Source organism: Formosa sp. Hel1_31_208 (genome assembly GCF_900104785.1).
Taxonomy (GTDB): Bacteria; Bacteroidota; Bacteroidia; order Flavobacteriales; family Flavobacteriaceae; genus Psychroserpens.
Window position 1 is genome coordinate 500,049 of sequence record NZ_LT629733.1, and the last position, 26,791, is coordinate 526,839.

Sequence of the window (26,791 nt, forward strand, 5' to 3'; positions counted from 1 at the left end):
ATAAAATTATCAAGTCCAGTGCTCTAAATACTTATGAAAAATTTAACGTTATACTAGTCTTAAGCGATGAGCATTATAACACATGAGAAAAACTGAGTTAAAAATTACTTGATGACATATCTTATTTTTATCTTGTATCAAATTTAACCCGTGAACCCATCCTCTCCCTTTACAATTTATAATGCCTCTGCCGGAAGCGGAAAAACCTTCACCATAGTTAAAGAATATCTGAAAATCTTATTCCAGTCAACCAACCACTTAGCATTCAAAAATAGCCTTGCACTAACGTTCACTAATAAAGCCGTTGGAGAAATGAAAGAGCGCATCATTGACATGCTCAAAGCATTTTCCGAAGAACATATTCTGGAAAACCCAAATAGTATGTTTGAAGTGTTGGTTGATGAATTGAATATAGAATCTAAACTACTTCATGAGAAATCTAAAGTCTTGTTAGAACGCATCGTTCATAATTATGCGGCATTTGATATTTCTACAATTGATAAATTTAATCATAGACTCATTAGAACCTTTGCTTATGACTTACAACTTCCAGTAAATTTTGAGGTTGAATTAGACACCGTTAATATACTTGGCAAAGCTGTTGATAGACTTATAGATAAAGCAGGAAGCGAACAAGAACTAACGCGCGCCTTGGTTGATTTTGCCATCGACAAAACTGACGACGATAAAAGCTGGAACATTGCTCACGACTTTAATAACGTTGCCAAACTATTAATCTATGAAAACGATATTCCCTTTTTAAGAGAACTCGAAGATAAAACACTTCAAGATTTCAAAACACTCAGGGTAAATCTGCAAAAACAATTAGAAGAAGTAAAATCTCAAGTGATTGATATTTCTAACCAAGTTTTAGAATTAATTAATCGTAATCATATAGAACACAATGATTTTTCAAGTAGTTTTTTACCCAAGTATTTCATAAAGCTACGCGATGGGAATTTCAATGTATCCTTCTCAACAAAGTGGCAAAACGATTTGATAGCTGGCGAAAACACCTATCCAAAGCGCGTAAATCCTGAGATTGCAGAAGCTATTGAACGTATTCAGCCAGAACTCAGTCAAACGTTTTTAGCAACGAAAGATGCTGTTTTCCGTATAAAATTTTTAAAAAATGCTTTAAAAAATATCACTCCTCTATCTGTATTGACTGCTATTGGTAAAACGCTACAAGAAATTAAAGATGAAGATGATATATTACTTATTTCAGAGTTTAACGCCATCATTCATTCAGAAATTCAAAAGCAACCTGCTCCCTTTATTTATGAACGTATTGGGGAAAAATTCAAACATTTTTTTATTGATGAATTTCAGGATACCTCAATCTTGCAATGGACCAATCTGCTTCCATTAATTGATAATGCTACTTCGTCCACAAATCTGAAAGGCGAAAATGGCTCCTTAATGTTAGTTGGTGATGCTAAACAGGCTATTTATCGATGGCGCGGTGGTCGAGCAGAGCAATTTATTGATTTATATACCAAACAGGCTAAGCCATTATCTGTAGAGCAGGCGATAAGAAATTTACCCAATAATTATAGGAGTCATAAAACTATTGTGGATTTCAATAACGACTTCTTTATGCACTCCGCGGATACTATTTTTTCTAATCCAAAACACCAATTCATATATAATAATGCCGAGCAAGAAGGGTTCGTCCAAAAGGAAGGCTATGTGGAGTTGTCTTTTTTAAATATTGAAGAAACAGATAAAAATGAATTGCATTGTCAAACCGTATTGGAAAAAATACAACTCGCAATATCCCATGGATATGCATTTAAAGACATTTGTATTATTATCAGAAAAACCAAAGAAGGTATTGCTATTGCTGAATTTCTGAGTGAAGAGAACATCTCTATTGTATCTTCTGAAACTTTACTGCTTCAAAATTCTCCAGAAGTTCAATTTATTAATCACCTTATCACATATAGTTTACAGCCTGAAAACCAAGAAATAAAGATAAAGCTGTTGGCATTTATTGCTGATTTCAAACTTGAAACTTCTGACAAACACAGTTTCTTAGAACCAATGATTGCCCTTAATGCGATTCAGTTATTTTCTCAATTAAATACTTATGGTTTTGGTTTTAATTATGCTGAATTTTTACAATTACCAATCTATGAAGCCGTTGAAAGTGTAATTAGAGGGTTTAACCTAAATACCTCCTCAAATGCCTATCTTCAGTTTTATTTGGATGAAGTGTTTGATTATTCTCAAAAGCATAACGCAAGCTTCTCTGGATTCTTGGAATTTTGGAATCGCAAAAAAGATAAACTGAGTATTGCAACACCATCTGGCAAAAATGCCATACAGATCATGACTATTCATAAGTCAAAAGGTTTAGAGTTCCCCGTTGTGATCTTCCCCTTTGCTAACCAAGATATCTATGCAGATATTAGTCCGAAGGTATGGTTCCCGGTAGATAAGAAAAAACATGAGGGGTTCCCGTATTTATATATCAATATGAATAAAGATCTTGAAGCCTTAAGCGAAAAAGGCGCGGAGCTATACCAAACTTATCGGTCTCAGTTAGAATTAGACAGTTTAAATCTTTTATACGTAGTTTTAACTAGGGCTGTTGAACAATTATATGTAATATCTGAATATGATATTGATAAAAAGACACAAGCTGAAAAACTCACACATTATTCTGGATTATTCATTAACTATTTAAAATCTATTAATCGGTGGAATGATCAGCAATTAAATTACAGTTTTGGTGACCTTATGCAAAGACATCAAACTAAAAAAATTACAACTCAAACACTGGAGCAAACACAATTTATTTCAACTAAGAAAGAAGATCACAATCTCAATATATTAACAAACTCTGGATCTTTATGGGATACTGCTCAAGAATACGCCATTGAACGCGGTAATTTGATTCATCAAATCATGTCTATGATAAAAACTCATGACGATATCGAATTTGCTTTAACCCATTTTTTAGACTTAGGGCAAATTGATAGGCAACAGCACCAGCAATTAAAACCTTTAGTTGAACATATCACAAACCACAAAAAGTTGAGCCATTTATTCGAAAGTGGCTTGCATATTATCAATGAACGCGACATCATTTCTAAAAACGGCAAAATATGGCGACCAGATCGTGTAGTTATTAATTATCAGAAAGAGGCTACAATTATTGATTATAAGACAGGAGCTGAGAGCTCTAAACACCAAGAACAACTTTTCGATTATCAATTGGTTTTAGAAGAAATGAATTTTAAGGTTATAAAAAAGGTTCTGATCTATATTAATGATGCTATTGTGATAAAAGAATTTTAAATTTGTAAAAAAATAGCACACATGTACGGAAACATACAAAAACACTTACAAAACGAAATACAATCTATAAAAGATGACGGACTTTTTAAGGAAGAACGCATTATTACCTCACCTCAAGGTCCAGAGATAACTCTAAGCACAGGACAAACGGTTCTAAATTTTTGTGCGAATAACTACTTAGGCCTCTCTTCCCATCCAGAAGTAGTTCAAGCGGCAAAAGACGCATTAGACACACATGGCTTTGGCATGTCTTCTGTGCGTTTCATTTGTGGAACACAAGACATACATAAAGAATTAGAACAAAAGATAGCAGATTTCTATGGCACCGAAGACACCATACTGTACGCTGCTGCTTTTGATGCTAATGGTGGCGTTTTTGAACCCTTATTAGGTAAAGAGGATGCTATTATATCAGATTCATTAAATCATGCTTCAATTATTGATGGTGTGCGTCTTTGCAAAGCAGCGCGTTATCGCTATGCCAATAATAACATGGTGGATTTAGAAAAACAGTTGATTGCGGCTAATGAGAATGGCGCTCGATTTAAGATTATTGTCACTGATGGTGTATTCTCCATGGATGGGCTTTTAGCTCCATTAGATAAAATATGTGATTTAGCAGATAAATATGACGCTCTTGTCATGATTGATGAATGTCATGCAACTGGTTTTATCGGTGAAACTGGTCGCGGAACATTAGAAGAGAAAGGTGTTTTAGATCGTATTGACATCATAACAGGAACTTTAGGTAAAGCCATGGGCGGAGCTATGGGCGGTTACACTACTGCTAAAAAAGAAGTTATCGAAATATTACGTCAGCGATCGAGACCTTATTTGTTTTCAAATTCACTTGCACCCGCAATAGTTGGTGCTTCTATAAAAGTGTTTGATATGCTTGCCAATGACACTACATTAAGAGATACATTAGAAAAAAATACTATTTATTTTAAAAAAGAAATAAAAGCTGCTGGATTCGATATTGTTGATGGTGATTCGGCCATTGTCCCAGTCATGCTCTACGACGCAAAATTATCTCAAACTATGGCGAAAATGCTACTTGACGAGGGCATATATGTAATTGGCTTCTTTTTCCCAGTAGTACCAAGAGAAAAAGCTCGAATAAGAGTACAACTTTCTGCTGCACATACAAAAACACATTTAGACAAGGCTATTGCTGCGTTTATTAAGGTAGGTAAAACATTGGAAATTATTTAAAATCAGTCCAAACTCCCTATTTTTAGTACAAATAATCAATATTTTTATATATTTGTCTTTGTTAATAAAATTTAACAACTTACTTTTGCTTACAATTAACACTTAAAATTAAAATTATTTAGAATATGAAAAATCTTAGCAGATTATTTTTCGCTTTGTTGCTAGTATTAAGCTTCAATGCTAATGCACAAGATGACAACAATCCTTGGAAGATTACTCTTGGTGCAAATGCAGTTGATCTTTATCCTGTTGGAGAAGATGCTCCTTTAGGTTCTTATTTCGATGAGTTCTTCAATGCAGAAGATCATTGGAACATCTTACCTTCTCTTTCTTCGTTATCTGTTTCTAGATACCTAAGCGATGGATTTACGTTCACTGCTGCTGGATCTATAAATGAAATTAGTAAAATTGGAGACTCTACTGCTGATGACTTAACATACTATGCTTTAGATGGTGCAGTATCTTACAGTTTTGCAGACCTAATTAAATCTACAAAAATTGACCCTTATTTAGGTGTTGGTGGTGGTTACACTTGGGTAGATGAAATTGGTGCAGGTACTTTAAACGGTACTTTAGGATTGAACTACTGGTTATCTGAAAATATCGGATTAACGGCTCAATCATCTTACAAGCATGCTTTTGAAGATTACTTGCCTAAGCATTGGCAACACACAGTTGGTGTTTCTATCCGTTTTGGAGGAAAAGATACTGACGGTGATGGTGTATATGACAAAGATGACGCTTGTCCAGATGTACCTGGTTTAGAAGAATTTAATGGCTGTCCAGATTCTGACAGTGATGGTATCGAAGATGCTAAAGATGATTGTCCAAACGAAGCTGGTTTAGCTGAATTTAACGGTTGTCCAGATTCTGATAGTGATGGTGTTGCTGACAAGTCTGATGACTGTCCAACTGTTGCTGGTTTGAAAGAATTAAATGGATGTCCTGATGCTGACGGTGACGGTGTTGCTGACAAAGATGACCAATGTCCAAATGAAAAAGGCCCTTCTGCTAACAAAGGATGCCCATGGCCAGATACTGATGGTGATGGTGTACTAGATAAAGATGATAAGTGTCCTAACGAAGCAGGAACTGTTGCTAACAACGGTTGTCCAGAAGTTAAGCCAACTCCTGAAGTTGTGAAAGCATTAAATACATATGCAAGATCAATTTTGTTTGATACTGGTAAAGCATCATTCAAAGCTGAAACAGATAAAGTATTACAAGCTATGGTAGTAATCTTTAAAGAATACCCAAGAGCAGATTTCGCAATCGAAGGTCATACTGATAGCGTAGGTTCTAAATCTACGAACCAAGCTTTATCTACTAGAAGAGCTAACGCAGTAAGAGATTATTTAATCGCTAATGGTATTAATGCAGATAGATTAACTGCAAACGGATTTGGTGAAGATAATCCTATCGCTACTAACAAAACTAGAGCTGGTAGATCAGAAAACAGACGTGTTGAAGTAAAGTTGAAAAACTAATAAAGTACTTCTAAAAATATATTTTAAAAACGCTCCGATATTCGGAGCGTTTTTTATTTTTATAGGATGAGAACATTCATAGACGAGGTCATTCTTGATTTAATTAAAAAAGAGCATGATATTTCTCAATTATCATTTGTCTTACCCAGTAAACGTGCAGGTACATATCTAAGACATACCATCTCGCGGCACGTTAACCAAACTATTTTTTCTCCAGATATTCTTTCTATTGAAGAGTTTATAGAAATACTCTCAGACCTTCAATATGCTACCAATGCAGAATTGCTTTTTGAGTTTTATAGCGTGTATCTTAAGCTTACCCCAAAACAACATGTCGAACCCTTTGAAAAGTTTTCCAAATGGGCTCAAATACTCCTTCAGGATTTTAATGAAATAGACCGTTATCTCATTTCTCCAAATAAAGTCTTTGACTATTTAAGTTCTATAAAAGAACTTGAGCATTGGTCGTTAAATGAGAACCCAACAACTTATATCAAGAACTATCTTGAATTCTGGAATCGATTAAAATTTTATTACGCTGAACTACAAAATAAATTAAGACAACATAAAAAGGGTTATCAAGGTTTCGTGTATAGAGAAGCCGTTCAAAACATAGAACAATTTATTAGTTTAAATACAGAAAAGACCTTCGTTTTTATTGGTTTTAATGCACTTAACAAAGCCGAAGAACTAATTATACAAGAACTACTACAACAAGATTTAGCTCTGGTATATTGGGATATAGATGAGACATTTATTAATAACCCGATACACGACGCTGGCCTTTTTACCCGAACCCATAAAAAGCAATGGACCTATTATCAAAAACACGAATTTAACTGGATAGGAAATCACTACTCTGAAGAGAAAAACATCAACGTCATTGGTGCTCCAAAAAATATCAGTCAAATAAAATATGTTGGGGAACTGCTGCACCAAATGCATGCTAAAAAAGGAAATCTAGAGAATACAGCTGTTATTTTAGGAGATGAAACTTTGTTATTGCCTTTACTTAATTCGTTGCCTCAATCAATTAGAGATGTTAATATTACCATGGGACTGCCGTTGAAAGTAATCCCTCTGGCAAGTTTGTTTGAGATGCTGTTCAGTATTCATAAAACTAAAACATTTTCCTTTTATTATAAAGATGTGATTGATATATTATCCAATCCCTTTGTTCGTGTTTTGTTTGAAAATGACTCTCATAATGTGGCTCAAGATATTATTGATCATATTCAATACCATAATAAGGTTTATTTAAATTTAGAAGATTTAAAAGCACTTGCTAAACTATTTAAAGAGAGTATTAGTTTAATCTTTGGAATTTGGGACAACGACACTAGTCAAGCCATTAAAAACTGTGTTCTCCTTATCTTACAGATTAAAGCAAAATTAGATCTTGATAAATCTAAAAATCTTCTCTCACTAGAATACTTATACCGTTTTAATCAAGTATTTAATACCCTAGACAACTTAAATGCCTCATTTTCACATATCAATTCTGTAGTGACTCTTTTTAGCTTGTATCGGGAACTTATCAAAAGTGAAACATTAGACTTTAAAGGCGAGCCCTTACAAGGTTTACAAATTATGGGAATGTTAGAATCACGTGTGCTTGATTTTGAAACTATCATCTTAACTTCTGTAAATGAAGGTGTTTTACCCGCAGGAAAAAGCAATAATTCATTTATTCCATTCGACGTGAAGGTAGAAAACAACCTGCCGACTTATAAAGAAAAAGACGCTGTATATACCTATCATTTTTATCGTTTATTGCAACGCGCCAAAACTGCTTATATTCTATACAATACCGAACCAGACGTTCTTAATGGTGGTGAAAAGAGTAGATTTATTACGCAATTGGAAGTCGATGGATGTCATGATATCAAACAGCAAGTAGTCGCACCAAAAGTACCTTCAATACAAACTAAAACACTTAGTATACAAAAAACACCTGACGTAATAAGTAGGTTGAATACTATTGCCTCCAAGGGGTTTTCACCTTCGTCCTTAACTAATTATATTCGAAATCCCATTGATTTCTATTACGAAAAGATTTTAGGTATTAAACAGTACGAAGAAGTGGAAGAAAATGTGGCTTTCAATACCTTAGGAACCGTCATTCATAATACACTAGAAGATTTTTATCACCCGCTGGTTGGCGAATTTCTAACCACAAGCCATATCAATAATATGTTCGCGAAAATTCATGCTCGAGTGACTTCAAACTTTAAAACCGAATTTAAAGATGGCGATATGACCAGGGGTAAAAATCTTATCATTTTTGAAATTGCTCAAAGATATATTTCAAATTTTTTAAATCTTGAATTGGATGATGTTAAACGAGGCAATAAAATAAAAATATTGGCTATTGAAGCCAATAATAAGGTTTCAGTTTATATTGATAGATTATCAAAAACAGTGAACCTCACTGGAAAAGTTGACCGTATTGATAAATACAATGGTACAATCCGAATTATTGATTACAAAACAGGAAGAGTCGATGCTAGTAAAGTAGAAATAGTAAATTGGGAAGACCTCACAACAGACTACACTAAATACAGTAAAAGTTTCCAGATTCTCATGTATGCATATATGATGCACAAAGCCAATAGTATTGTGTTACCAGTAGAAGCAGGTATTATTTCATTCAAGAACTTGAATTCGGGCGTGCTCAAATTTGCAATTAAACCATCAACGCATAGTAGGACCAAGAACCAAATAATTTCGATGGAAACACTTGATGCCTTCGAAATTGAGCTTAAAAAATTAATTTGTGAAATTTATGACCCAAACATAGATTTCATTGAAAAGGAAGTATAGTCATGACCCATAAAAATCAAGTTATACACAGAACAAACAATAAGCCCATTTTGTATGATTTATATTTCAATCCTAGTAATAAGCCAAAACCATTAGTTATATTTTGTCATGGTTACAAGGGCTTCAAAGATTGGGGGTGTTGGGATCTTGTTGCCGAACGTTTTAGTAAAGAGGCTATTTTCTTTGCCAAATTCAACTTCTCTCATAATGGCGGAACTATAGAAAACCCCATTGATTTCCCTGATTTAAATGCGTTTGCAGAAAACAATTATAGTAAAGAATTAGATGATTTGAATGCGGTTATTGACTTATTACTTTCTAAAGATTTTAACTATTACCATGACATAGACCCAAATAATGTCACCTTAATAGGACACTCTAGAGGAGGCGGGATTTCTATCATTAAAACATCCGAAAACAAACGCATTACAAAGTTAATCACTTGGGCGAGTGTAAGTGATTTTAGCTCTCGGTTTGGTTCAACTGATGCTATCTTAAATTGGCGTATAGCTGGGGTAAAATATGTTCTTAATGGCAGAACGAAACAGCAAATGCCTCATCATTTTCAGTTTTATAAGGATTTTAAAGACCATGAGGAACGTCTGCATATAGAATCTGCGGCCAAGCAAATAAAAGTTCCTTCATTGATCATTCATGCCAAAGGTGATGTGGCCGTAAAATTTTCTGAAGCTGAAGCTCTAAAGTCATGGAGTGCAAAAGCAATGCTCATAGCAATCGAAGGTTCAAATCATGTCTTCGGAGCGAGTCATCCCTGGAAATCAAATGTCTTGCCTAACCAACTGAAATATGTAGTAGAACAAAGTATTGATTTTATAAAATCTTAGATGCCTTAATAAGGCAAAAAACCTGTTCTTTCGAACAAGTTTTCTGCTTGATGTGGAGAAGATGGGATTCGAACCCACGACCTCTTGACTGCCAGTCAAGCGCTCTAGCCAACTGAGCTACATCCCCAAATTATTTTATACCGCTCAATACTAAAACGGGCAAGTTGCTCGTAAAGTCTTTTTTTAGAATGGTATATTTTTCCCATTTCTTCACAAAAAAACCTCGTTTACGTCTAACTACACATAATAAGTCTGGATTGTTATTTTTATAGTGCTCCAATACACCTTGATAAGTTGTTGGATTTTCACTATAAGTTGTATTAGTAATTAAGCTCGCCAATTCATCATTAACATCAAAATCACCCTCATTATGATATTGTGTTTTAACCAATAATAAATTTACAACCGATTTAAACTGATTTTTAATAGCTTTTAATGGCAGTAAAGCTTCTTCTTTTTTAATAATCGCCGATTTTAAGGCTAATAAAATTTTTACAATTGGCTTGTATACATAGCCTTCTGGGACTATTAATGCTGGAATATTTGTTTGTTTTACAATTTTACCAGAGGTCTTACCCAAATAGACTTCGTCTTTAATTGAGTTTGTTCTGGGTTCTAACATAATTAAATCTACATCTAAAGCTTTACACGCCGATTCTAAAGTATCTACAAGTTTGCCCTTAAAGGTCTTGACAATAATTTCAACATTCCTTTTATTAACTTTAGCAACATGACTTTTTAAAAATCCTAAACTCTCGCGTTCTATCATTTCATCTACTTTCATCATCGTTCCGGCTTTGGTGTAAACATTATACACTTGAACTACATATAATTTTGCGCCAAAAGCTTTTGCAAAATCAACTGCATATTGTAAATGACTTACAGCATTTTTAGATGAACCAACTGGAACCAAAATAGACTTCATAATCAAAATATTTAAAAGTAAATTTGTATAAATTTTGGTAAAGGTAACTATTAAAATGATACGTAAAGCAACTGAAAACGATATAGGTCGAATTATAGAAATTACGCGAGCCTGTGCTAAACATATGATTAGCAATGGTGTTTTTCAGTGGAATGAACACTACCCAAATAGCGCTGCCTTTAAAAATGATGTTGATCGTCAGGAATTATATGTTCTAGAAACCGTAAATGAAGTAATTGGTTGCATAGTAATTTCTACTTTCATGGATGATGAATACGTTCCTGTGCAATGGTTGACTCCAAATAAGAATAATATCTACATTCACCGTTTAGCAGTACACCCACAATGTCAAGGACAAGGCTTTGCGCAAGAGTTGATGTGTTTTGCTGAAAACTTTGCTAGAAAGCACGAGTATAATTCGATTAGATTAGATACCTTTTCAAAAAATAATAGAAACCAAAAGTTTTACGAACTTCGTGGATATCAAAAATTAAATGATATCTATTTCCCTATGCAAAGTAATTATCCTTTTCATTGTTATGAACTTATCTTTTGAAAACTGAAATCACATTAAAACAAATCAATAAGCTCGCTATTCCAGCATTAATTGCAGGTGTAGCAGAGCCAATTCTTTCTTTGACAGATACCGCAATCATAGGTAATGTAGACACTAATGCTGCAGAGTCTCTAGCAGCAGTGGGTGTTGTTGGCACTTTTATATCTATGTTAATTTGGGTGTTAGGCCAAACACGAAGCGCCATTTCTTCTATTGTATCACAACATTTAGGAGCAGATCAATTAGATAAAGTCAAAAATTTACCTGCACAAGCCATTTTTATCATTACTTCTATAAGCATCTTCATAATCATAATTACACTCCCTTTTGCTTCTCAAATATTTAAGCTTTATAACGCCTCAGATGTAATTCTAGATTATAGTGTAGACTATTATTCCATTCGAGTTTTTGGATTCCCATTTACCTTATTCACCATTGCTATATTTGGTACATTTAGGGGGCTTCAAAACACCTTTTACCCAATGATTATTGCTATTATAGGCACTATTGTTAATGTCGTTTTGGATATTGCCTTGGTCTATGGAATTGATGGGCTTATTAATCCTATGCATATTAAAGGAGCCGCTTGGGCAAGTGTAATTGCACAAATTACAATGGCTTTGTCTTCTGCTTATTTCTTACTCTCAAAAACTGATATTTCCTTGCGAATCACATTTCCGTTTAATAAAGAGATAAAGAATTTTATTCAAATGATTTTGAATTTGTTTGTCCGCACATTGGCACTAAACGCGACATTATACTTCGCAACAAGATTTGCTACATCTTATGGAACAGAATATATCGCAGCTTATACCATAGCCATAAATTTATGGTTTCTAGGTGCCTTTATTATTGATGGTTATGCAAGTGCTGGAAATATTTTATCCGGCAAATTTTTAGGTGCTAAAAATTATAAAAAACTAGTGGAATTAAGTCAGTTTCTAATTAAATGTGGGATTGGAGTTGGGATTATATTATTATTATTGGGATTAATTAGCTACAACTTTATTGGCCATATCTTTACCAAAGATCAACTTGTACTCGATGAATTCTATAATGTGTTTTGGATTGTTCTAGCAATGCAGCCCTTTTGTGCACTCGCTTTTATTTATGACGGCATGTTTAAAGGAATGGGTAAAATGAAATTTCTTCGTAATCTTTTATTATTGTCAACAGGTTTAGTATTTATTCCTCTTCTGTTTTTACTCGATAGTTTTGATCTTAAATTGTACGCCGTTTTTATTGCTTTAACTTTTTGGATTATAGCAAGGGGAATTCCATTGATTATAAAATTCCGGCAACTATTTTTGTCACTTTCTCAAAAGACGTAACTTTGAGCAATAATCAACTGTAAACAAAACGATGCTTTTAATGAGTGCCTTGCAGGATTCTGCTGCTTATGACTCTGGATATGATATTGGCTATGCGATAGGTCAAAATTTGCCTTATATCATTATTTTAGTTTTAGCATTTTTTGTTTTCAGATATTTTAAAAATAAATCTAAAAAGTAAGTCTATGGATTTCATGTCGTTTTTAAGTGGAAGTGGTTTATTTCTCATTTTAGGAATAGTTCTCGTTGTTGTATATTTCATCAATAGAAATAAGCGTAGATAATGAGCAATATTCGTATTACTAAACAGTTTTCATTTGAAACAGGACACGCCTTATACGGTTATGACGGCAAGTGTAAAAATGTTCATGGCCATAGTTACCGATTAGACGTTACAGTTATCGGGCAACCAATTTCTGATAACACTAATGTTAAATTTGGGATGGTCATTGATTTTAGCGATTTGAAAACAATCGTAAAAGAAGAAATCGTAGATGTTTTTGATCATGCTACAGTATTCAATAAAAACACACCCCATGTTGAATTAGCCAAAGAGCTACAGAGTAGAGATCATAATGTACTTTTAGTAAACTATCAGCCAACAAGTGAAATGATGGTTATTGATTTTGCTGAAAAGATTAAAAATAGACTCCCTAACAATATCAAACTACACTCTTTAAAATTACAGGAAACGGCAACCTCTTATGCACAGTGGTTTGCTTCAGATAATGACTAATCCAACTCACATAATAGTACCTGAAGGGAAAAAAATTTACTTTGCGTCCGATAATCACTTGGGTGCGCCTACAATTGAAGCCTCTTTACCTCGTGAAAAGAAATTTGTTGCATGGTTAGATGACATAAAACACGATGCTGCAGCCATATTTTTATTGGGGGATTTATTCGACTTTTGGTTCGAATATAAAACCGTTGTCCCTAAAGGATTTGTTCGAACCTTAGGTAAACTTGCTGAAATTAGTGATTCTGGAATTCCCATTTATTTTTTTGTAGGTAATCATGACTTATGGATGAATGGTTATTTTGAAACAGAACTGAACATTCCCGTTTATCACCAACCTAAAGAGTTTGTTTTTAATGACACTAAATTCTTTATTGCTCATGGTGATGGATTAGGTCCGTTTGATAAAGGCTATAAACGCATGAAAAAAGTGTTTACTAATCCTGTCTTTAAATTTCTGTTTAAATGGTTGCATCCCGATATTGGTATGCGAATTGCACAATACCTATCTGTAAAGAATAAGCTAATTTCTGGTGTTCATGATGCTCATTATTTGGGTGAAGATAAAGAGTGGCTCATTCAATACAGTAAATCAAAATTACAAGAAACACATCAGGACTACTTTATTTATGGTCACCGACATTTACCTATGGCAGTGCCATTAAACGAGACCTCTAAATATGTGAATTTGGGCGATTGGATTCAATATTTTACCTATGGTGTTTTTGATGGAAAGGATTTTGAATTAAACACCTATCCCAAGTAACTACATCTACTCATTTTCGTGATCTTCCATATCTTTTGTTAAGTCTAGTGCTCTAAATGAAGGAGATACAATAGCTGTAGTAAGTACCGTAATTAAAGTCATAGTCCCTCCAAAAACCACAGCAGTAACGGTTCCCATTAATTTAGCTGTTAATCCACTTTCAAATGCACCTAACTCATTTGAAGACCCAACAAACATAGAATTTACGGATGATACACGACCTCGCATATGGTCTGGTGTTTTCAGCTGAAGAATAGTTTGGCGTATAACCATAGAAACACCATCAAAAACGCCGCTAAAGAATAAAGCCATTACAGAAATCCAAAACACAGAAGACAATCCAAAGGCAATAATACTTAAACCAAACCCGAAAACGGCTACTAGCAATTTTACTCCCGCCTTTTTAACAATAGGAATATAAGCGGTTACTAACATGGTTATAAAAGAACCAACATTTGGAGCTGCTACTAAAATACCAAAGCCTTCTGGACCAACATTTAAAATATCTGTTGCAAAAACAGCAGCTAAAGCAATGGCTCCTCCAAACAATACAGAAATCATATCTAAGGTCAACGCTCCTAAAATGGCCTTGGATCTAAACACAAAATTGACACCTTCCTTTAAACTTTGAGCTATTGGTTCGCCAATATTCGGATTTAAAATTGGTTTCTTTTTTATTTGAAATAACATTAATAATGAAAACATTACCAATCCAAAAACAATACAGAGCGACCAATGCACACCCATCTGTTCATTTTCTCCAAGCCAACTAATAGAAAATCCAGCAAAAGCTACTCCTAAAACTCGAGCCATTTGCCAAGTCGAACTATTCCAGGTTGCTGCATTGGGATAAATCTTTTTTGGAACAATTAAAGCAACCAATGAAAATATTGAAGGTCCAAAAAAAGATCGTAACAGTCCGCCAAAAAACACAAGTGTATATATCGCATACAAAATATGTTGAACAGACCAGGATACCGCTATTTCTGGAGATGTAATCCAAAACATTCCAAAACTAATTATCGAAAACAAAGCGATACAAATGGCGAGCAGATTTCTCTTCTCTTTTTGATCTACAATATGTCCTGCAAAAAGAGCCATTCCTAAGGCTGGGATAATTTCCATTAGTCCAATTAAACCAATATATAATGGGTCTTTTGTGAGCGCATAAACCTGCCATTCTATGATAACAAATTGCATGGACCAACCAAATACTAAAGCAAAACGCACTAATATAAAAATATTGAATTCTCGGTATCGTAATGCTGCGTATGGGTCTTTTTTTGACATGCTTATGCTTTAATATCGCGTAATTTTAATTGTAAACTCACATTGCCTTGCCAATGATTTTCATCTATCGAATAGACTGCGCTAAACAGTTTCTTATTTTGAATAAGGTCTAATTTATGACCCAAATTAAAACCTATACTAATAATTTTCTCATGGTTTTGAGCTACGGTGATACGTAAATGCTTGTCATCTTCTCCCACGCATTTCCCATAACCAGTATCGCGTAAGTTTTCAGTCATAAAAACAGGAGCCATATTTCCTGGTCCAAAAGGGGCAAACTGACGCAGAATTCTATAGAATTTGGGCGTAATTTCACTCAAAGAAATCTGGGTATCAATCTTAATTTCGGGTGTTAATAAACTCCTATCAATAGTTTGAGAAACTTGATTTTCAAATGCTTGCTTAAAAGCCTCATAATTCTCCGCTTTCAAAGTTAAGCCTGCGGCATATTTATGGCCGCCAAATTGTTCGATATGCTCACTACAGGCTTCCAGTGCGTTATACACATCAAATCCGGAAACCGAACGAGCTGATGCCGCTAACTTATCTCCACTTTTAGTAAATACTAACGTGGGTCTGTAGTAGGTTTCGATTAATCTTGATGCAACAATACCAATCACGCCTTTATGCCAAGTGTCACGATACACAACTGTAGTTAATCGATCTTCTTCTTTATTTTCTGTAATTTGGATTAACGCTTCTTCGGTTATTCGTTTGTCTGCCTCTCGCCTGTCAAGATTAAATTCATTAATTTCTTCTGCATAAGTTCTGGCAAGGTTTTGGTCTGTTTCAGTTAATAAGGTTACTGCATAATTTCCATGCTTCATTCGTCCTGCGGCATTAATTCTTGGCGCTACAATAAACACTACATCTGTTATGGTCAACTCCTCCTTATTGACTTGCTCTATAATGGCTTTAATTCCAGGTCTGGGATGGGTATTAATTACTTGTAATCCGAAGTAGGCCAGCGCACGATTCTCTCCTGTAATAGGAACTATATCTGCGCCAATTGCTGTAGCAACTAAGTCGAGATACTCCCCTAAATCTGCAACTGATTGTGCATTTTTAGATGCTAAAGCTTGAATGAGCTTAAATCCGACACCACAACCACATAACTCTTTATAAGGATACTCACAATCATCTCTTTTAGGGTCTAAAATGGCTATGGCTTTAGGGAGTTTCTCACCTGGCCTATGGTGATCACAAATAATGAAATCGATACCTTTTTCCAAAGCATAGTTGACTTTATCAATTGCTTTTATTCCGCAGTCTAAAGCGATAATTAATGAAAACTCATTGTCGTGAGCGAAATCTATACCTTTATAAGATACGCCATACCCTTCATCATAGCGATCGGGAATATAAGTTGCAATGTTTTCAGATTTGGTTTTGAGATAGGATGATAATAGAGCAACAGATGTCGTTCCATCAACGTCATAATCGCCATACACCAAAATATTTTCATTTTTAAAAAGTGCCGTTTCAATACGTTTAACAGCTTTATCCATGTCTTTCATAAGAAATGGATCATGTAAATCCGAGATACTCGGGCGAAAAAACGTTTTGGCTTCTTCATAGGTTTCAATACCTCTTTGGGCTAAAAGCATGGCCACAGAGGTATCCACCTGAAGTGCTTTTTCTAAAGCAACAACAATTTGAGGGTTTGGTTTTGGTTTTAAAGTCCAACGCATGTACTAATATAGAAAATTTTCGCTATATATTATGATAATGAATTGAGGTTTTTACCTCCGAAAATTTCCTAAACATTTCCATCACGCCGCAGTATTTTTCTATGGAAAGATCGACCGCTTTTTTGATTCTATCTTCATCCAAATGATCTCCATAAAAGTGGTATTCAACCGAAACCGTGTGGTAATATTTTGGATGCTCATCTGTTAGTTCGCCATAAGTATCAATTCTAAAATCTGAAAAAGGCACTTTCATTTTCTTTAGAATCGATACAACATCCAAGCCGGAACAACCAGCTAAAGAAGACAACATCAAAGCTTTAGGTGCTAATCCAGAATTATAACCTCCATTTTCTGGTGATGTGTCCATGAGTAAGGTTTTTCCACTTGGATTGTCAGAATCAAACTGTAAGTTTCCTTTCCAATGTGTGACTACTTTATGAGACATATTTAAACAATTTTTCGTTTCTTGTGTTCTAATTATTTTATTCAATCTATCACAAGTTATATCAATAAAAAAGAATGCATTTAATGTCGCTTTTGTACCATTGATATTTCTTATTAACTCAAAAATACCACTAAAAAAATAAACATATGGCATTAGTTACACCATTATCCGCAGAGCACGATTTGGAAACCAAACAACTGGCCGAATTCTTTAATGAAACACTTGGGTTTTGCCCAAATTCAGTTTTAACCATGCAGCGTCGTCCAGCAATTTCAAAGGCTTTTATTAATTTAAACAAAGCTGTAATGGCTAATGAAGGCCGAGTAACTTCAGCCTTAAAACGAATGATTGCTTGGGTCTCTAGTAATGCCACCGGATGTCGATATTGCCAAGCTCATGCCATTCGAGCTGCGGAACGCTATGGTGCAGAACAAGAACAATTAGATAATATTTGGGAATACAGAACACACGCTGCTTTTTCTGAAGCGGAACGAGCAGCTTTAGATTTTAGTTTGGCTGCTTCTCAAGTTCCTAATGCCGTCAATGCAGACATAAAAAGTCGTTTATACCAACATTGGGACGAAGGTGAAATTGTAGAAATGCTGGGCGTAATCTCATTGTTTGGATACCTTAACCGTTGGAATGATTCTATGGGCACCAATATGGAAGAAGGCGCGATTGAAAGCGGAAATCAATATCTAGGTAAACACGGTTTTGAAGTAGGTAAACATGATGGGTCAAAATACTAAATGCAATTCCTAAGAAGCTGAAATGAATATCAATTAAAAAACTTGAGGTTCAATTTTAAAATATAAAATAAAAATTGACAACTCCGTAATAGTGGTTTGAATACTAATTTTATAAATTGTGTGGATGGTATTTTATTCGGAGCTAAAAAGAAAAAAGATACAAGAAAATGAGAATTGAGTAATTGAAAATACGTTTAGGAGTTATCCTAGCGCTTTTTTTATCATCGTTTTCCTCCAACAACAATTACAATTTCTCCTTTTGGTGGTTTATTGGTGTAATACGCCAATACTTCTTTTGCGGTACCTCTTATGGTTTCCTCATAAAGTTTTGTCAATTCTCTTGAAACAGAAACTTGTCGATCTTCGCCAAAAAACTCGCAAAAATGAGTCAAGGTTTTGATTAATTTATGCGGACTCTCATAAAAGATGATGGTTCGTGTTTCTTCAGAAAGTAACTTTAATCGTGTTTGACGCCCCTTTTTTACAGGTAAAAACCCTTCAAAAACAAATTTATCATTCGGTAAACCTGAGTTTACAAGTGCAGGAACAAAAGCTGTTGCGCCTGGCAAACATTCAACCTCAATTCCATTCTCCAGACAAGCCCTTGTCAATAAAAACCCTGGATCCGAAATGGCTGGTGTACCTGCATCGCTAATCAAAGCAATAATTACTCCGCTTTTTAGCTTTTGTATTAAACCCTCCACCATTTTATGCTCATTATGCATATGATGACTTTGCATGTGCGTACTAATATCGAAATGCTTAAGTAATTTTCCTGAGGTTCGTGTATCTTCGGCTAAGATAAGATCTACATCGTTCAATACCTCAACCGCTCTAAAGGTCATATCCTTTAAATTTCCGATAGGTGTTGGTACCATATATAGTTTGCTCATCTATACGAGTTTTCGTTTCAAATTTACAATGTTTTGGAGTAAATTGACGCAACCTTTTACGATATTTATCATCTAACAAGAAACCTTCCATGATTAAAAAAATTTACCGCTTAATTTTTTTCTTCTTTATATCTCTTCAGCTCAATAGTCAAACAACCGATTTATCTATTGTTGCTCAAGCGCAAAGCGTATCAGGGAATGACATTTCTCAGATAGAAATTTTCCAAGATTTCCAATATATAGTTACCATCATCAATACTGGAAATCCAGTTTCAAATGTGGTGTTTGAAATCACAATGGATAGTGACATTCTAAATCTAGATCTTAGCACCATCAGTTCTCAAAATAATAGTGGAGGTGCTAGTGATGCATCTGACTTGCAACTTAACGGAAGTATTTTAACAGGAACTATTGTAAATTTACCTAATGACTCAAGTGTCGAAATCAAGATTGAGTTAACCGCTCCACTTATCATAGGTGGAATTGCGATTGATGCCATTATAACTCCACCAAACGGAACAACTGATACCAATACTTCCAACAATCAATCACTCATTTCTATTGATGTTATTGATGTTCCTATCGATTTTACAGTTACACACACTCAAGTTTCTCCAACAGAAGGCATACCAATTACGTCATGGAATAGCTTAGTCAGCTATCAATTTACAGTTACCAATAATAGCGCGATTGACTATCCTCTAACCCAAATAAGAGGAGATTTATCACTAGCAACCGGACTAAACTTTGGTAGACCCAATGTGCAATTTGAATCTATAACTTGCATTGGATCTACTGGCGGTACAGAATGTCCAGATGTCTCTGGAGTGCCACCAGGCACTCCAATTCTAGTAAGTGCCACTTCAACAGTTTTCACTTTAGGAGGTCAAGTGTATACCGCTGGAGGCTCAACTACCTTTGAAGTAGTCTACCGCTATTTAGAGCCTTCTTGTGCGTTAGAGTTAGAACCGATTATCGTTGGAAGCACTATAGGTATTGAATTGTTTGGAGATCATGACAACTTATCTGCGAACGTCTCTAACATCGTTATTACCAATTTATTAGAAGCAATGTTATGTCAGGTCACTGATATTTGTATTGATACCGTTCAAGTTAACCCAGATGCTACAACCATGGTAAACTGGAATGAAGAAGTAACCTTTCAAACAACCGTTTGTAACAATGGACCGCTTGATGCTAATGTGGCGTTCTTTCTTCAAAACCTCTCTCCACTATTACAGTGGGAAATCCAATCTGCAACCTGTATAGGAACTACTGGAGCTATTTCCTGTGATGACATTAACATTAATATTGAAGAATTATTTTGGGTTAGTGATACCTTTATAATGCCTGTAGGGGCTACAATAACGATAAGTACTGTCGCAATTTTTATTGAACCAGAATGTACTCTCAATAATACTAATAACCTAGCGCATATTAGAAGTGGTACAAACGTGCTGGAATCTGATATTTTTGATTCTAATATTGAAAATAGTACACAGAGCGACTTTGTGATATTACCCGATACTGATGCTTGTCCGTTCATTGATTTAAGTATTTCGAAAATCCAAATTGACCCTGAATTACCAGAAGGAGAAGGCCCGAATAATACAACGCAAGTTGGTAATATAACTTATGAAATTACAGCCTCAAATTTGGGTGATGAAGATACATTCATAGAATTAAGGGATTATACAATTAACACTAATGATAACATTGGTTACACAGGGACGCTCCTCTCCGTGGAGTGTGTTTCAGCAACTGGTGATGCCGAATGTTTTACTATCAATAATTCAGAAATAGGAATTCCTTTAGATGGCATTTCACAAGGCGGTATACCAGATGCTTTCTGGGAAATCACACCCGATGATAACTGGTTGTTGCCCGCTAATAGTTCAGTAACTTTTATTGCAACTGTAGCATGGGGAACAGACTGTTCGATAAGTGCTTTTCCAGTGACTAATTCTGTATCTATAGAGCACGCGAATGATTCGTTCGATTCAAACAATGCAAACAATACAGATAGTGCTACCACTTACTTCGCCCCATGTGTAGACCTTGTTGTGCAAACGTTCCCTGAATTCACCCAAGTCAATGTCAACCAGGCCTTTGATTGGATTATTGACATTACAAATAGTGAAAATAGTTCTAACGCTATTCATATTGTTTTTGAAGATATTATAAACGACGTATTTACTATTAATGGCACACCAACATGTGAAGTTACTGATGGCAACGCTACCTGTTTATCGAATGTAATAGAAAATATGAATTCTGTTACTGGAGATATTGATAATATGGATGCAGGCTCTACTATTAGAATAAGAGTCCCAGTCCTCGCGCCTAGTTTTGGTGGTGCCTACAATAATATTGCCATTGCAACTCCAAACGAAACTGATAATAGAGAAGTATCACCAGAAACTAATACCTCAATAAGTAATGTTCAAATCATTGCCCCAATTCTCGACAAGAGCTTTGATCCAGAGAACATAACGATAGGTGAAGAAAGCACGCTTACCTTTACAATAAACAACTTACCTTCTAACCCCGCACAAAGTGATATTGCATTTACAGATATGTTTCCTTCGGAAATCACCGTTGTTTCTGCACCGAATTGGGTGAATAATAATGGTTGTACAGCAACTTTTGTTGGTACTGTAGGAGATAGTTTTGTCGGAATTTCCAATCTCATTTTTCCAGAAGGCGTGGCTAGCTGCAGTTTTAGTGTTGTAGTCACCTCGAGCATCCCTGGAGTTTATATCAATAACACTACTAATTTTATAAATCAAAATAACATAGACACCTCACAAACCAATGCCACATTAACTGTTCTAGATGATAATTCTGATGTTGATATTTCGATAATTAAAGACGTCTTTCCTAGTGAAGCTTCCATTGGTGATCAAGTGACCTTTGAAATTACAGCAACCAATCTCGGAACCTCTACAGGAACTAATATTGAGATCCAAGATGTCTTTCCTAATGGTCTTACACTCTTTTCTGCAAGCGTTTCTGAAGGAATTTTTAATACTTCAACTCTCCAATGGTCTCTTCTAAGTTTAGATAGTAATCAATCGGAAACCTTAACAATTGTCGCTCAGGTCTCTTCAAGTACAAACTTATTAAATATTGCTGCACTTAATGATTTAGATCAACCAGATAGAGACACCACTAATAATAGTGATGATGCAGAAGTCACAGTTGATTTCTGTTTGTACATTCCCGGAGGCCTCTCACCAAATAATGATGGTTCAAATGATTTGTTTGCGATCGAATGTATAGATGAATTTCCAGGTAATCGCCTTAAAATATTCAACAGGCTTGGTGTCCAAGTGTATGAAAGTAACAACTATCAAAATGAATGGGATGGTCGGCCAAATATGGGGGTGCCTTTATCTTCAGGATTACTTCCTGTTGGAACGTATTTTTATATTCTAGATTTAAATAACGGTGAAGAACCAATATTTGGTTGGGTTTACCTGAACTACTAAAAGCTTAGTATTAACTACTGAAACTTTTGCTCAACAATAGACATAAACCGCTCTTCAAACTCTTCTTTTCCTTCCCAATTGTTGTAGTCTGGTTTTATAATATTATTAATTAAATGAGATGCTTCATGCAAAGAACCTGATGTTTTTAATTGAGAAACAACGCGCTCGTAATCTTCATTTTTCCCATCAAATAAGTGTTTAATAAAAGCAAGCTTATCATTAAGCCCTATGTTTAATGCGCTATTTTTGAGTTTATCATTGAGCGATTTTCTCTGATGTTCAAGTGCATCTGTAACTGGTTCAAATTCAGGAATGTCCTCAAATCCTGCAGTTATGTCTTCTAAATGCTCTTTTGCCTTAGATGTTGCTATCACAGTGTCGACCATATCGTCAACTTGTTGCGCTTCTTGAGGCATTTGGGCGACCATATCTTTAATCTTTTCCATAACAGGTTCATAAATATGATCATCCTCTTTATCTTCTAAATTTACATAAATCTTGTCTTCGATTTCAATATTATCGCTTACTTTATTGTTAAAAGCCGTATCTAGCATCCCAAAGAATGAAGAATCACTACCTATTGTTGGTAAATCACCCTCAAAATTCTCATTAGCAAATTTGAGAACACTTAGTTTTTCATAAAGCGCGCCAGCTTCCGCATGCAATTTCACAACATCTTCTTTACCTTTAAGTTTTAAAATTCTGTGAGCAATGCTTATCAAATCTGCTTCAAGCTTCTTCTTCATAACTTTTATTTTTTATTCCCTTTTAGGTTTTTGATTTTTAATAAATTTACGCCACCTTTATACAAAACGAACAATGCGTTGGTTTTAGTGTTAAAATTACGAAATGTTTCTCGAAAATACAGTAAAACATAAAGAACAATTTGGATGGATTGAAGTCATTTGTGGCTCGATGTTCTCTGGAAAAACTGAAGAATTGATTCGCAGACTCAAGCGCGCACAATTTGCACGACAAAAGGTTGAAATTTTCAAACCTGCAGTTGACGTGCGATATGACGAAGATATGGTTGTATCTCATGACTCAAATGAAATTAGATCGACTCCAGTTCCGGCAGCTGCAAACATTCCCATCTTAGCCGATGATTGTGATGTGGTTGGAATTGATGAAGCACAATTTTTTGATGATGAAATTATAAGAGTTTGCAATGACTTAGCAAATAAAGGAATTCGTGTGATTGTTGCAGGATTAGATATGGATTTTAAAGGCAACCCTTTTGGCCCTATGCCACATCTTATGGCTACAGCCGAATATGTTACCAAAGTACATGCCATTTGCACTCGTACAGGCAACTTGGCTCAATACAGCTATAGAAAAGCCGCAAGTGATGCATTGGTTTTATTAGGCGAAGTTGATGAGTATGAGCCTCTCAGTCGCGCTGCTTACTACAAAGCAATGCTCAGAGATAAAGTGAGACAAATGAAAGTGAACGATGCTGAAGAAGTTTCTCATAAAGACAAAAAATCAAATGCCTAAAGCAAAAGAAACTGTTCTGGAAATTGATTTAAAAGCACTCAAACATAACTTCGAGTACATTAAATCAAAGCTCAAAGCAGACACTAAGATATTAGCTGTCGTAAAAGCATTTGCCTATGGTAGTGATGCTAATACAATCGCTAATTATCTTCAAGATATGAAGATTGATTATTTTGCGGTAGCATATGTCAATGAAGGAATCGCCTTGAGAGAGGCTGGTATAAAAACACCTATACTGGTGTTGCACCCTCAGCCAATAAATTTTCATGCTTTAATTAATCATTGCCTTGAACCAAGTTTATACAGTACTAAAGTGTTAGATGAGTTTATAGCCGTAGCTTCTGAAGAAAAACAATCTAACTATCCAGTTCATATAAAATTCAATACCGGATTAAATCGTTTAGGGTTTTCGTATAATGATGTTTATTCTATCACTACAAAACTCCATGAAACAAATGTTGTAAAAGTAAAATCGTTGTTTTCGCATTTGGCTGCTAGTGAAGACTTAAATGAAAAGGAATTCACACTACAACAAATAAATTCATTTAAAGAAATTGCACATCGGTTCTCTAAAAAATTAGGCTACCAACCAATGCTTCATTTAACCAATACTTCTGGGATTATAAATTACCCTGAAGCTCATCTTGATATGGTCAGAGCAGGAATTGGATTATATGGGTTTGGCAATGCTTCGGAAATTGATAAACACTTAATACCTATAGCTTCGCTTAAATCTGTAATCTCACAAATCCATAATATTAAGAAAGGTGAAACCGTTGGTTACAACAGAGCCTATGAAAGTGGTGGTTATGAAAAAACAGCTACCATTCCTATTGGTCATGCTGATGGTATTGGAAGACAATATGGCAATCAAAAAGGATTTGTGACCATTAACAACCAGCGTGCTCCCATTATAGGAAATGTTTGTATGGATATGATCATGGTTAACATTACAGGTATAGATTGTCACGAAGGAGATGAAGTCATTATCTTCGGGCAAGATCCCAACGCCTCTCAATTCGCCGAAACAGGAAATACCATTTCTTACGAAATTATCACAGCCATTTCACAACGGGTAAAGCGCTCTTTTTTAAATAGATAGGGCGGCCTAATTGTTATTTGTGACTTTTTAACTAATTTAGGGTCATAATACTATATTATCTAACTAATAAATAATTAAAAATTATGTTCAAAGAATTTAAGAATTTTATCATGACTGGGAATGTCATTGATTTTGCGGTTGCTGTAATTATGGCTGGTGCCTTAGGAGCCGTTATCAACGGTTTTGTTTCTAATATTGCCATGCCTTTTATTGGGTATTTTGCTGGTGGAATGAATTTTGAAGACTTGCATTATGCAATGGACGGGGCAGAGTATGCATCTCTTGCAGCCGCTAAAGAAGCCGGTGCTGCCGTAATTGCTTACGGATCTTGGATCAATACCATTATCAATTTACTTATTGTAGGACTGGTGATGTTTATGATTGTAAAAGCTTACAACAAAACCAAAACACCTCCCGCTCCCGCTGCCCCAGCAGGACCATCTGAAATTGATTTACTCACAGAAATCAGAGATGCTCTTAAAAAATAGTTAGTTACTAATCGCTACACTATATATTTTAACTTTAACCGCTTCTTAATTGAAGCGGTTTTTTTATGTGTTTTTTTAACCACAAAATGAATTAATACCTACATTTGTTCTTCATTTCTATTTCTATTATTATGAAAGTAGCTGTTGTTGGTGCCACTGGACTAGTTGGCGAAGTCATGTTGAGGGTGCTCAAGGAACGAAATTTCCCTGTATCAGAGTTAATTCCTGTTGCTTCAGAGCGCTCAATAGGAAAATTAATCTCTTACAATGGTAAAGATTATAAGGTAGTTGGCATGCAAGATGCCATAGACATGAAACCAAATATTGCATTGTTTTCAGCTGGTGGAAACACCTCTTTAGAGTGGGCTCCAAAATTTGCTCAAGCAGGAATTACTGTAATAGATAATTCATCGGCATGGCGAATGGATCAGACCAAACAATTAGTAGTTCCTGAAATCAATGCGCATCGCCTAACTCCAACAGATAAAATCATTGCAAACCCTAACTGTTCAACCATACAAATGGTTATGGCATTAGCACCCCTTCATGATACATATAAAATAAAACGAATTGTTGTTTCAACATACCAATCTATTACCGGTACGGGTGTTAAAGCGGTTAAACAGCTAGAAAATGAAATGGCAGGAATTAAAGGTGAAATGGCCTATCCATATCCCATACATCAAAATGCTATTCCACATTGTGACGTTTTTGAAGAAAACGGATATACTAAAGAAGAAATGAAATTGGTGAGAGAAACACAAAAAATTTTAGACGACCGCAGTATTGCTATTACCGCTACAGCCGTCAGAATTCCAACTACTGGTGGGCATAGTGAATCTGTTAATGTAGAATTTGAACATGAATTTGATGTATCCGACGTTAGACGAATATTAAATGATTCTCCAGGAATTATTGTACAAGACAATATAAATGTCAACACGTACCCAATGCCCATATATGCCAATGGTAAAGATGATGTATTTGTAGGAAGACTTCGCCGGGACGGTTCACAACCTAACACTTTAAATATGTGGATAGTTAGTGATAATTTAAGAAAAGGAGCAGCCACAAACACCATTCAAATAGCCGAATACCTAGTATCAAAAAATTTATTGTAAAAAAACCAGGATTTCTCGTTAGGGTTTTAGT

At 35.1% G+C, this 26,791-nt stretch carries 22 protein-coding genes and 1 tRNA gene; 16 read left to right on the forward strand and 7 right to left on the reverse strand.

The window, feature by feature from the left end:
* The first annotated feature begins 150 nt into the window (after positions 1 to 150).
* The 5 genes from BLT57_RS02080 to BLT57_RS02100 all read left to right on the forward strand — a co-directional run bounded on the left by BLT57_RS02080 (position 151) and on the right by BLT57_RS02100 (position 9,676).
* Positions 151 to 3,306 carry an exodeoxyribonuclease V subunit beta gene (locus BLT57_RS02080; protein WP_091421562.1) on the forward strand — a complete coding sequence of 1,052 codons (3,156 nt, stop codon included), beginning with the start codon at positions 151 to 153 and terminating at the stop codon, positions 3,304 to 3,306.
* Between the two features lie 21 nt (positions 3,307 to 3,327).
* Positions 3,328 to 4,521 carry a glycine C-acetyltransferase gene (gene kbl, locus BLT57_RS02085; protein ID WP_091421565.1) on the forward strand — a complete coding sequence of 398 codons (1,194 nt, stop codon included), beginning with the start codon at positions 3,328 to 3,330 and terminating at the stop codon, positions 4,519 to 4,521.
* A gap of 125 nt (positions 4,522 to 4,646) precedes the next feature.
* Entirely contained in the window at positions 4,647 to 6,008 is a 1,362-nt protein-coding gene (locus tag BLT57_RS02090; protein ID WP_091421568.1) for an OmpA family protein, read from the forward strand.
* 66 nt (positions 6,009 to 6,074) lie between these two features.
* Complete coding sequence (locus BLT57_RS02095) at positions 6,075 to 8,831, forward strand: PD-(D/E)XK nuclease family protein (RefSeq protein ID WP_091421571.1); 2,757 nt, start codon at positions 6,075 to 6,077, stop codon at positions 8,829 to 8,831.
* Positions 8,832 to 8,833: 2 nt separating this feature from the next.
* A complete protein-coding gene (locus tag BLT57_RS02100) occupies positions 8,834 to 9,676 on the forward strand; it encodes a S9 family peptidase (protein ID WP_091421574.1) in 843 nt (280 codons plus the stop codon).
* Between the two features lie 53 nt (positions 9,677 to 9,729).
* On the opposite strand, the gene BLT57_RS02105 is transcribed toward BLT57_RS02100, so the two are convergent.
* Positions 9,730 to 9,803: transfer RNA gene (locus BLT57_RS02105), tRNA-Ala, on the reverse strand.
* A 3-nt stretch (positions 9,804 to 9,806) separates the two neighbouring features.
* Positions 9,807 to 10,601 (reverse strand): universal stress protein, encoded by a 795-nt coding sequence (locus BLT57_RS02110; protein ID WP_091421577.1) that lies wholly within the window; start codon positions 10,599 to 10,601, stop codon positions 9,807 to 9,809.
* A 55-nt stretch (positions 10,602 to 10,656) separates the two neighbouring features.
* On the opposite strand from BLT57_RS02110, the gene BLT57_RS02115 reads away from it, so the two are divergent.
* The 5 genes from BLT57_RS02115 to BLT57_RS02130 all read left to right on the forward strand — a co-directional run bounded on the left by BLT57_RS02115 (position 10,657) and on the right by BLT57_RS02130 (position 13,993).
* Positions 10,657 to 11,157: a GNAT family N-acetyltransferase gene (locus BLT57_RS02115; protein ID WP_091421580.1), complete on the forward strand. Its 501-nt coding sequence runs from the start codon at positions 10,657 to 10,659 to the stop codon at positions 11,155 to 11,157.
* Positions 11,154 to 12,488 carry an MATE family efflux transporter gene (locus tag BLT57_RS02120; RefSeq protein ID WP_091421583.1) on the forward strand — a complete coding sequence of 445 codons (1,335 nt, stop codon included), beginning with the start codon at positions 11,154 to 11,156 and terminating at the stop codon, positions 12,486 to 12,488. Before BLT57_RS02115 ends, BLT57_RS02120 begins: the two co-directional genes overlap by 4 nt.
* A 40-nt stretch (positions 12,489 to 12,528) precedes the next feature.
* Complete coding sequence (locus BLT57_RS14010; RefSeq protein ID WP_157717096.1) at positions 12,529 to 12,669, forward strand: hypothetical protein; 141 nt, start codon at positions 12,529 to 12,531, stop codon at positions 12,667 to 12,669.
* Positions 12,670 to 12,771: 102 nt separating this feature from the next.
* Entirely contained in the window at positions 12,772 to 13,224 is a 453-nt protein-coding gene (locus tag BLT57_RS02125) for a 6-carboxytetrahydropterin synthase (RefSeq protein ID WP_091421587.1), read from the forward strand.
* A 10-nt stretch (positions 13,225 to 13,234) separates the two neighbouring features.
* Positions 13,235 to 13,993 carry a UDP-2,3-diacylglucosamine diphosphatase gene (locus BLT57_RS02130; RefSeq protein ID WP_091426612.1) on the forward strand — a complete coding sequence of 253 codons (759 nt, stop codon included), beginning with the start codon at positions 13,235 to 13,237 and terminating at the stop codon, positions 13,991 to 13,993.
* Positions 13,994 to 13,999: 6 nt separating this feature from the next.
* Here the strand turns inward: BLT57_RS02130 and BLT57_RS02135 are convergent, their stop codons facing one another.
* The 3 genes from BLT57_RS02135 to BLT57_RS02145 are packed head-to-tail and all read right to left on the reverse strand — an operon-like array spanning position 14,000 to position 17,419.
* A complete protein-coding gene (locus BLT57_RS02135) occupies positions 14,000 to 15,283 on the reverse strand; it encodes an MFS transporter (RefSeq protein WP_091421590.1) in 1,284 nt (427 codons plus the stop codon).
* A 2-nt stretch (positions 15,284 to 15,285) separates the two neighbouring features.
* Entirely contained in the window at positions 15,286 to 16,974 is a 1,689-nt protein-coding gene (gene recJ, locus BLT57_RS02140; RefSeq protein ID WP_091421593.1) for a single-stranded-DNA-specific exonuclease RecJ, read from the reverse strand.
* Positions 16,975 to 16,996: 22 nt separating this feature from the next.
* Positions 16,997 to 17,419, reverse strand: a complete 423-nt coding sequence (locus BLT57_RS02145) for an OsmC family protein (RefSeq protein WP_091426614.1) — start codon at positions 17,417 to 17,419, stop codon at positions 16,997 to 16,999.
* Positions 17,420 to 17,565: 146 nt separating this feature from the next.
* Here BLT57_RS02145 and BLT57_RS02150 point away from each other — a divergent pair, with 146 nt between their 5' ends.
* Complete coding sequence (locus BLT57_RS02150; RefSeq protein ID WP_091421597.1) at positions 17,566 to 18,168, forward strand: carboxymuconolactone decarboxylase family protein; 603 nt, start codon at positions 17,566 to 17,568, stop codon at positions 18,166 to 18,168.
* Between the two features lie 221 nt (positions 18,169 to 18,389).
* Here the strand turns inward: BLT57_RS02150 and rsmI are convergent, their stop codons facing one another.
* On the reverse strand, positions 18,390 to 19,061 hold the full coding sequence (gene rsmI / locus BLT57_RS02155; RefSeq protein WP_091421600.1) for a 16S rRNA (cytidine(1402)-2'-O)-methyltransferase: 672 nt from the start codon (positions 19,059 to 19,061) through the stop codon (positions 18,390 to 18,392).
* A gap of 89 nt (positions 19,062 to 19,150) precedes the next feature.
* On the opposite strand from rsmI, the gene BLT57_RS02160 reads away from it, so the two are divergent.
* On the forward strand, positions 19,151 to 22,552 hold the full coding sequence (locus BLT57_RS02160; protein WP_091421604.1) for a gliding motility-associated C-terminal domain-containing protein: 3,402 nt from the start codon (positions 19,151 to 19,153) through the stop codon (positions 22,550 to 22,552).
* A 14-nt stretch (positions 22,553 to 22,566) separates the two neighbouring features.
* Here BLT57_RS02160 and BLT57_RS02165 read toward each other — a convergent pair whose 3' ends face one another.
* Entirely contained in the window at positions 22,567 to 23,298 is a 732-nt protein-coding gene (locus BLT57_RS02165) for a hypothetical protein (protein ID WP_091421607.1), read from the reverse strand.
* A gap of 103 nt (positions 23,299 to 23,401) precedes the next feature.
* Between BLT57_RS02165 and BLT57_RS02170 the strand changes: the two genes are divergently transcribed.
* The 4 genes from BLT57_RS02170 to BLT57_RS02185 all read left to right on the forward strand — a co-directional run bounded on the left by BLT57_RS02170 (position 23,402) and on the right by BLT57_RS02185 (position 26,760).
* Positions 23,402 to 24,049: a thymidine kinase gene (locus BLT57_RS02170; RefSeq protein WP_091421610.1), complete on the forward strand. Its 648-nt coding sequence runs from the start codon at positions 23,402 to 23,404 to the stop codon at positions 24,047 to 24,049.
* Entirely contained in the window at positions 24,042 to 25,151 is a 1,110-nt protein-coding gene (gene alr, locus BLT57_RS02175; RefSeq protein ID WP_091421614.1) for an alanine racemase, read from the forward strand. The genes BLT57_RS02170 and alr overlap by 8 nt, the downstream gene beginning before the upstream one ends.
* Before the next feature lie 83 nt (positions 25,152 to 25,234).
* Positions 25,235 to 25,639 carry a large conductance mechanosensitive channel protein MscL gene (mscL, locus tag BLT57_RS02180; protein ID WP_091421618.1) on the forward strand — a complete coding sequence of 135 codons (405 nt, stop codon included), beginning with the start codon at positions 25,235 to 25,237 and terminating at the stop codon, positions 25,637 to 25,639.
* A 131-nt stretch (positions 25,640 to 25,770) separates the two neighbouring features.
* On the forward strand, positions 25,771 to 26,760 hold the full coding sequence (locus BLT57_RS02185; RefSeq protein WP_091421622.1) for an aspartate-semialdehyde dehydrogenase: 990 nt from the start codon (positions 25,771 to 25,773) through the stop codon (positions 26,758 to 26,760).
* Positions 26,761 to 26,791 lie beyond the last annotated feature (31 nt).

Bases quoted from the DNA above. Each gene is read 5' to 3' on its own strand.
- kbl (WP_091421565.1), top strand. From the start codon at position 3,328: ATGTACGGAAACATACAAAAACACTTACAAAACGAAATACAATCTATA.
- BLT57_RS02090 (WP_091421568.1), top strand. From the start codon at position 4,647: ATGAAAAATCTTAGCAGATTATTTTTCGCTTTGTTGCTAGTATTAAGC.
- BLT57_RS02095 (WP_091421571.1), top strand. From the start codon at position 6,075: ATGAGAACATTCATAGACGAGGTCATTCTTGATTTAATTAAAAAAGAG.
- BLT57_RS02100 (WP_091421574.1), top strand. From the start codon at position 8,834: ATGACCCATAAAAATCAAGTTATACACAGAACAAACAATAAGCCCATT.
- BLT57_RS02110 (WP_091421577.1), bottom strand. From the start codon at position 10,601: ATGAAGTCTATTTTGGTTCCAGTTGGTTCATCTAAAAATGCTGTAAGT.
- BLT57_RS02115 (WP_091421580.1), top strand. From the start codon at position 10,657: ATGATACGTAAAGCAACTGAAAACGATATAGGTCGAATTATAGAAATT.
- BLT57_RS14010 (WP_157717096.1), top strand. From the start codon at position 12,529: ATGAGTGCCTTGCAGGATTCTGCTGCTTATGACTCTGGATATGATATT.
- BLT57_RS02125 (WP_091421587.1), top strand. From the start codon at position 12,772: ATGAGCAATATTCGTATTACTAAACAGTTTTCATTTGAAACAGGACAC.
- BLT57_RS02135 (WP_091421590.1), bottom strand. From the start codon at position 15,283: ATGTCAAAAAAAGACCCATACGCAGCATTACGATACCGAGAATTCAAT.
- recJ (WP_091421593.1), bottom strand. From the start codon at position 16,974: ATGCGTTGGACTTTAAAACCAAAACCAAACCCTCAAATTGTTGTTGCT.
- BLT57_RS02145 (WP_091426614.1), bottom strand. From the start codon at position 17,419: ATGTCTCATAAAGTAGTCACACATTGGAAAGGAAACTTACAGTTTGAT.
- BLT57_RS02150 (WP_091421597.1), top strand. From the start codon at position 17,566: ATGGCATTAGTTACACCATTATCCGCAGAGCACGATTTGGAAACCAAA.
- rsmI (WP_091421600.1), bottom strand. From the start codon at position 19,061: ATGAGCAAACTATATATGGTACCAACACCTATCGGAAATTTAAAGGAT.
- BLT57_RS02160 (WP_091421604.1), top strand. From the start codon at position 19,151: ATGATTAAAAAAATTTACCGCTTAATTTTTTTCTTCTTTATATCTCTT.
- BLT57_RS02165 (WP_091421607.1), bottom strand. From the start codon at position 23,298: ATGAAGAAGAAGCTTGAAGCAGATTTGATAAGCATTGCTCACAGAATT.
- BLT57_RS02170 (WP_091421610.1), top strand. From the start codon at position 23,402: ATGTTTCTCGAAAATACAGTAAAACATAAAGAACAATTTGGATGGATT.
- alr (WP_091421614.1), top strand. From the start codon at position 24,042: ATGCCTAAAGCAAAAGAAACTGTTCTGGAAATTGATTTAAAAGCACTC.
- mscL (WP_091421618.1), top strand. From the start codon at position 25,235: ATGTTCAAAGAATTTAAGAATTTTATCATGACTGGGAATGTCATTGAT.
- BLT57_RS02185 (WP_091421622.1), top strand. From the start codon at position 25,771: ATGAAAGTAGCTGTTGTTGGTGCCACTGGACTAGTTGGCGAAGTCATG.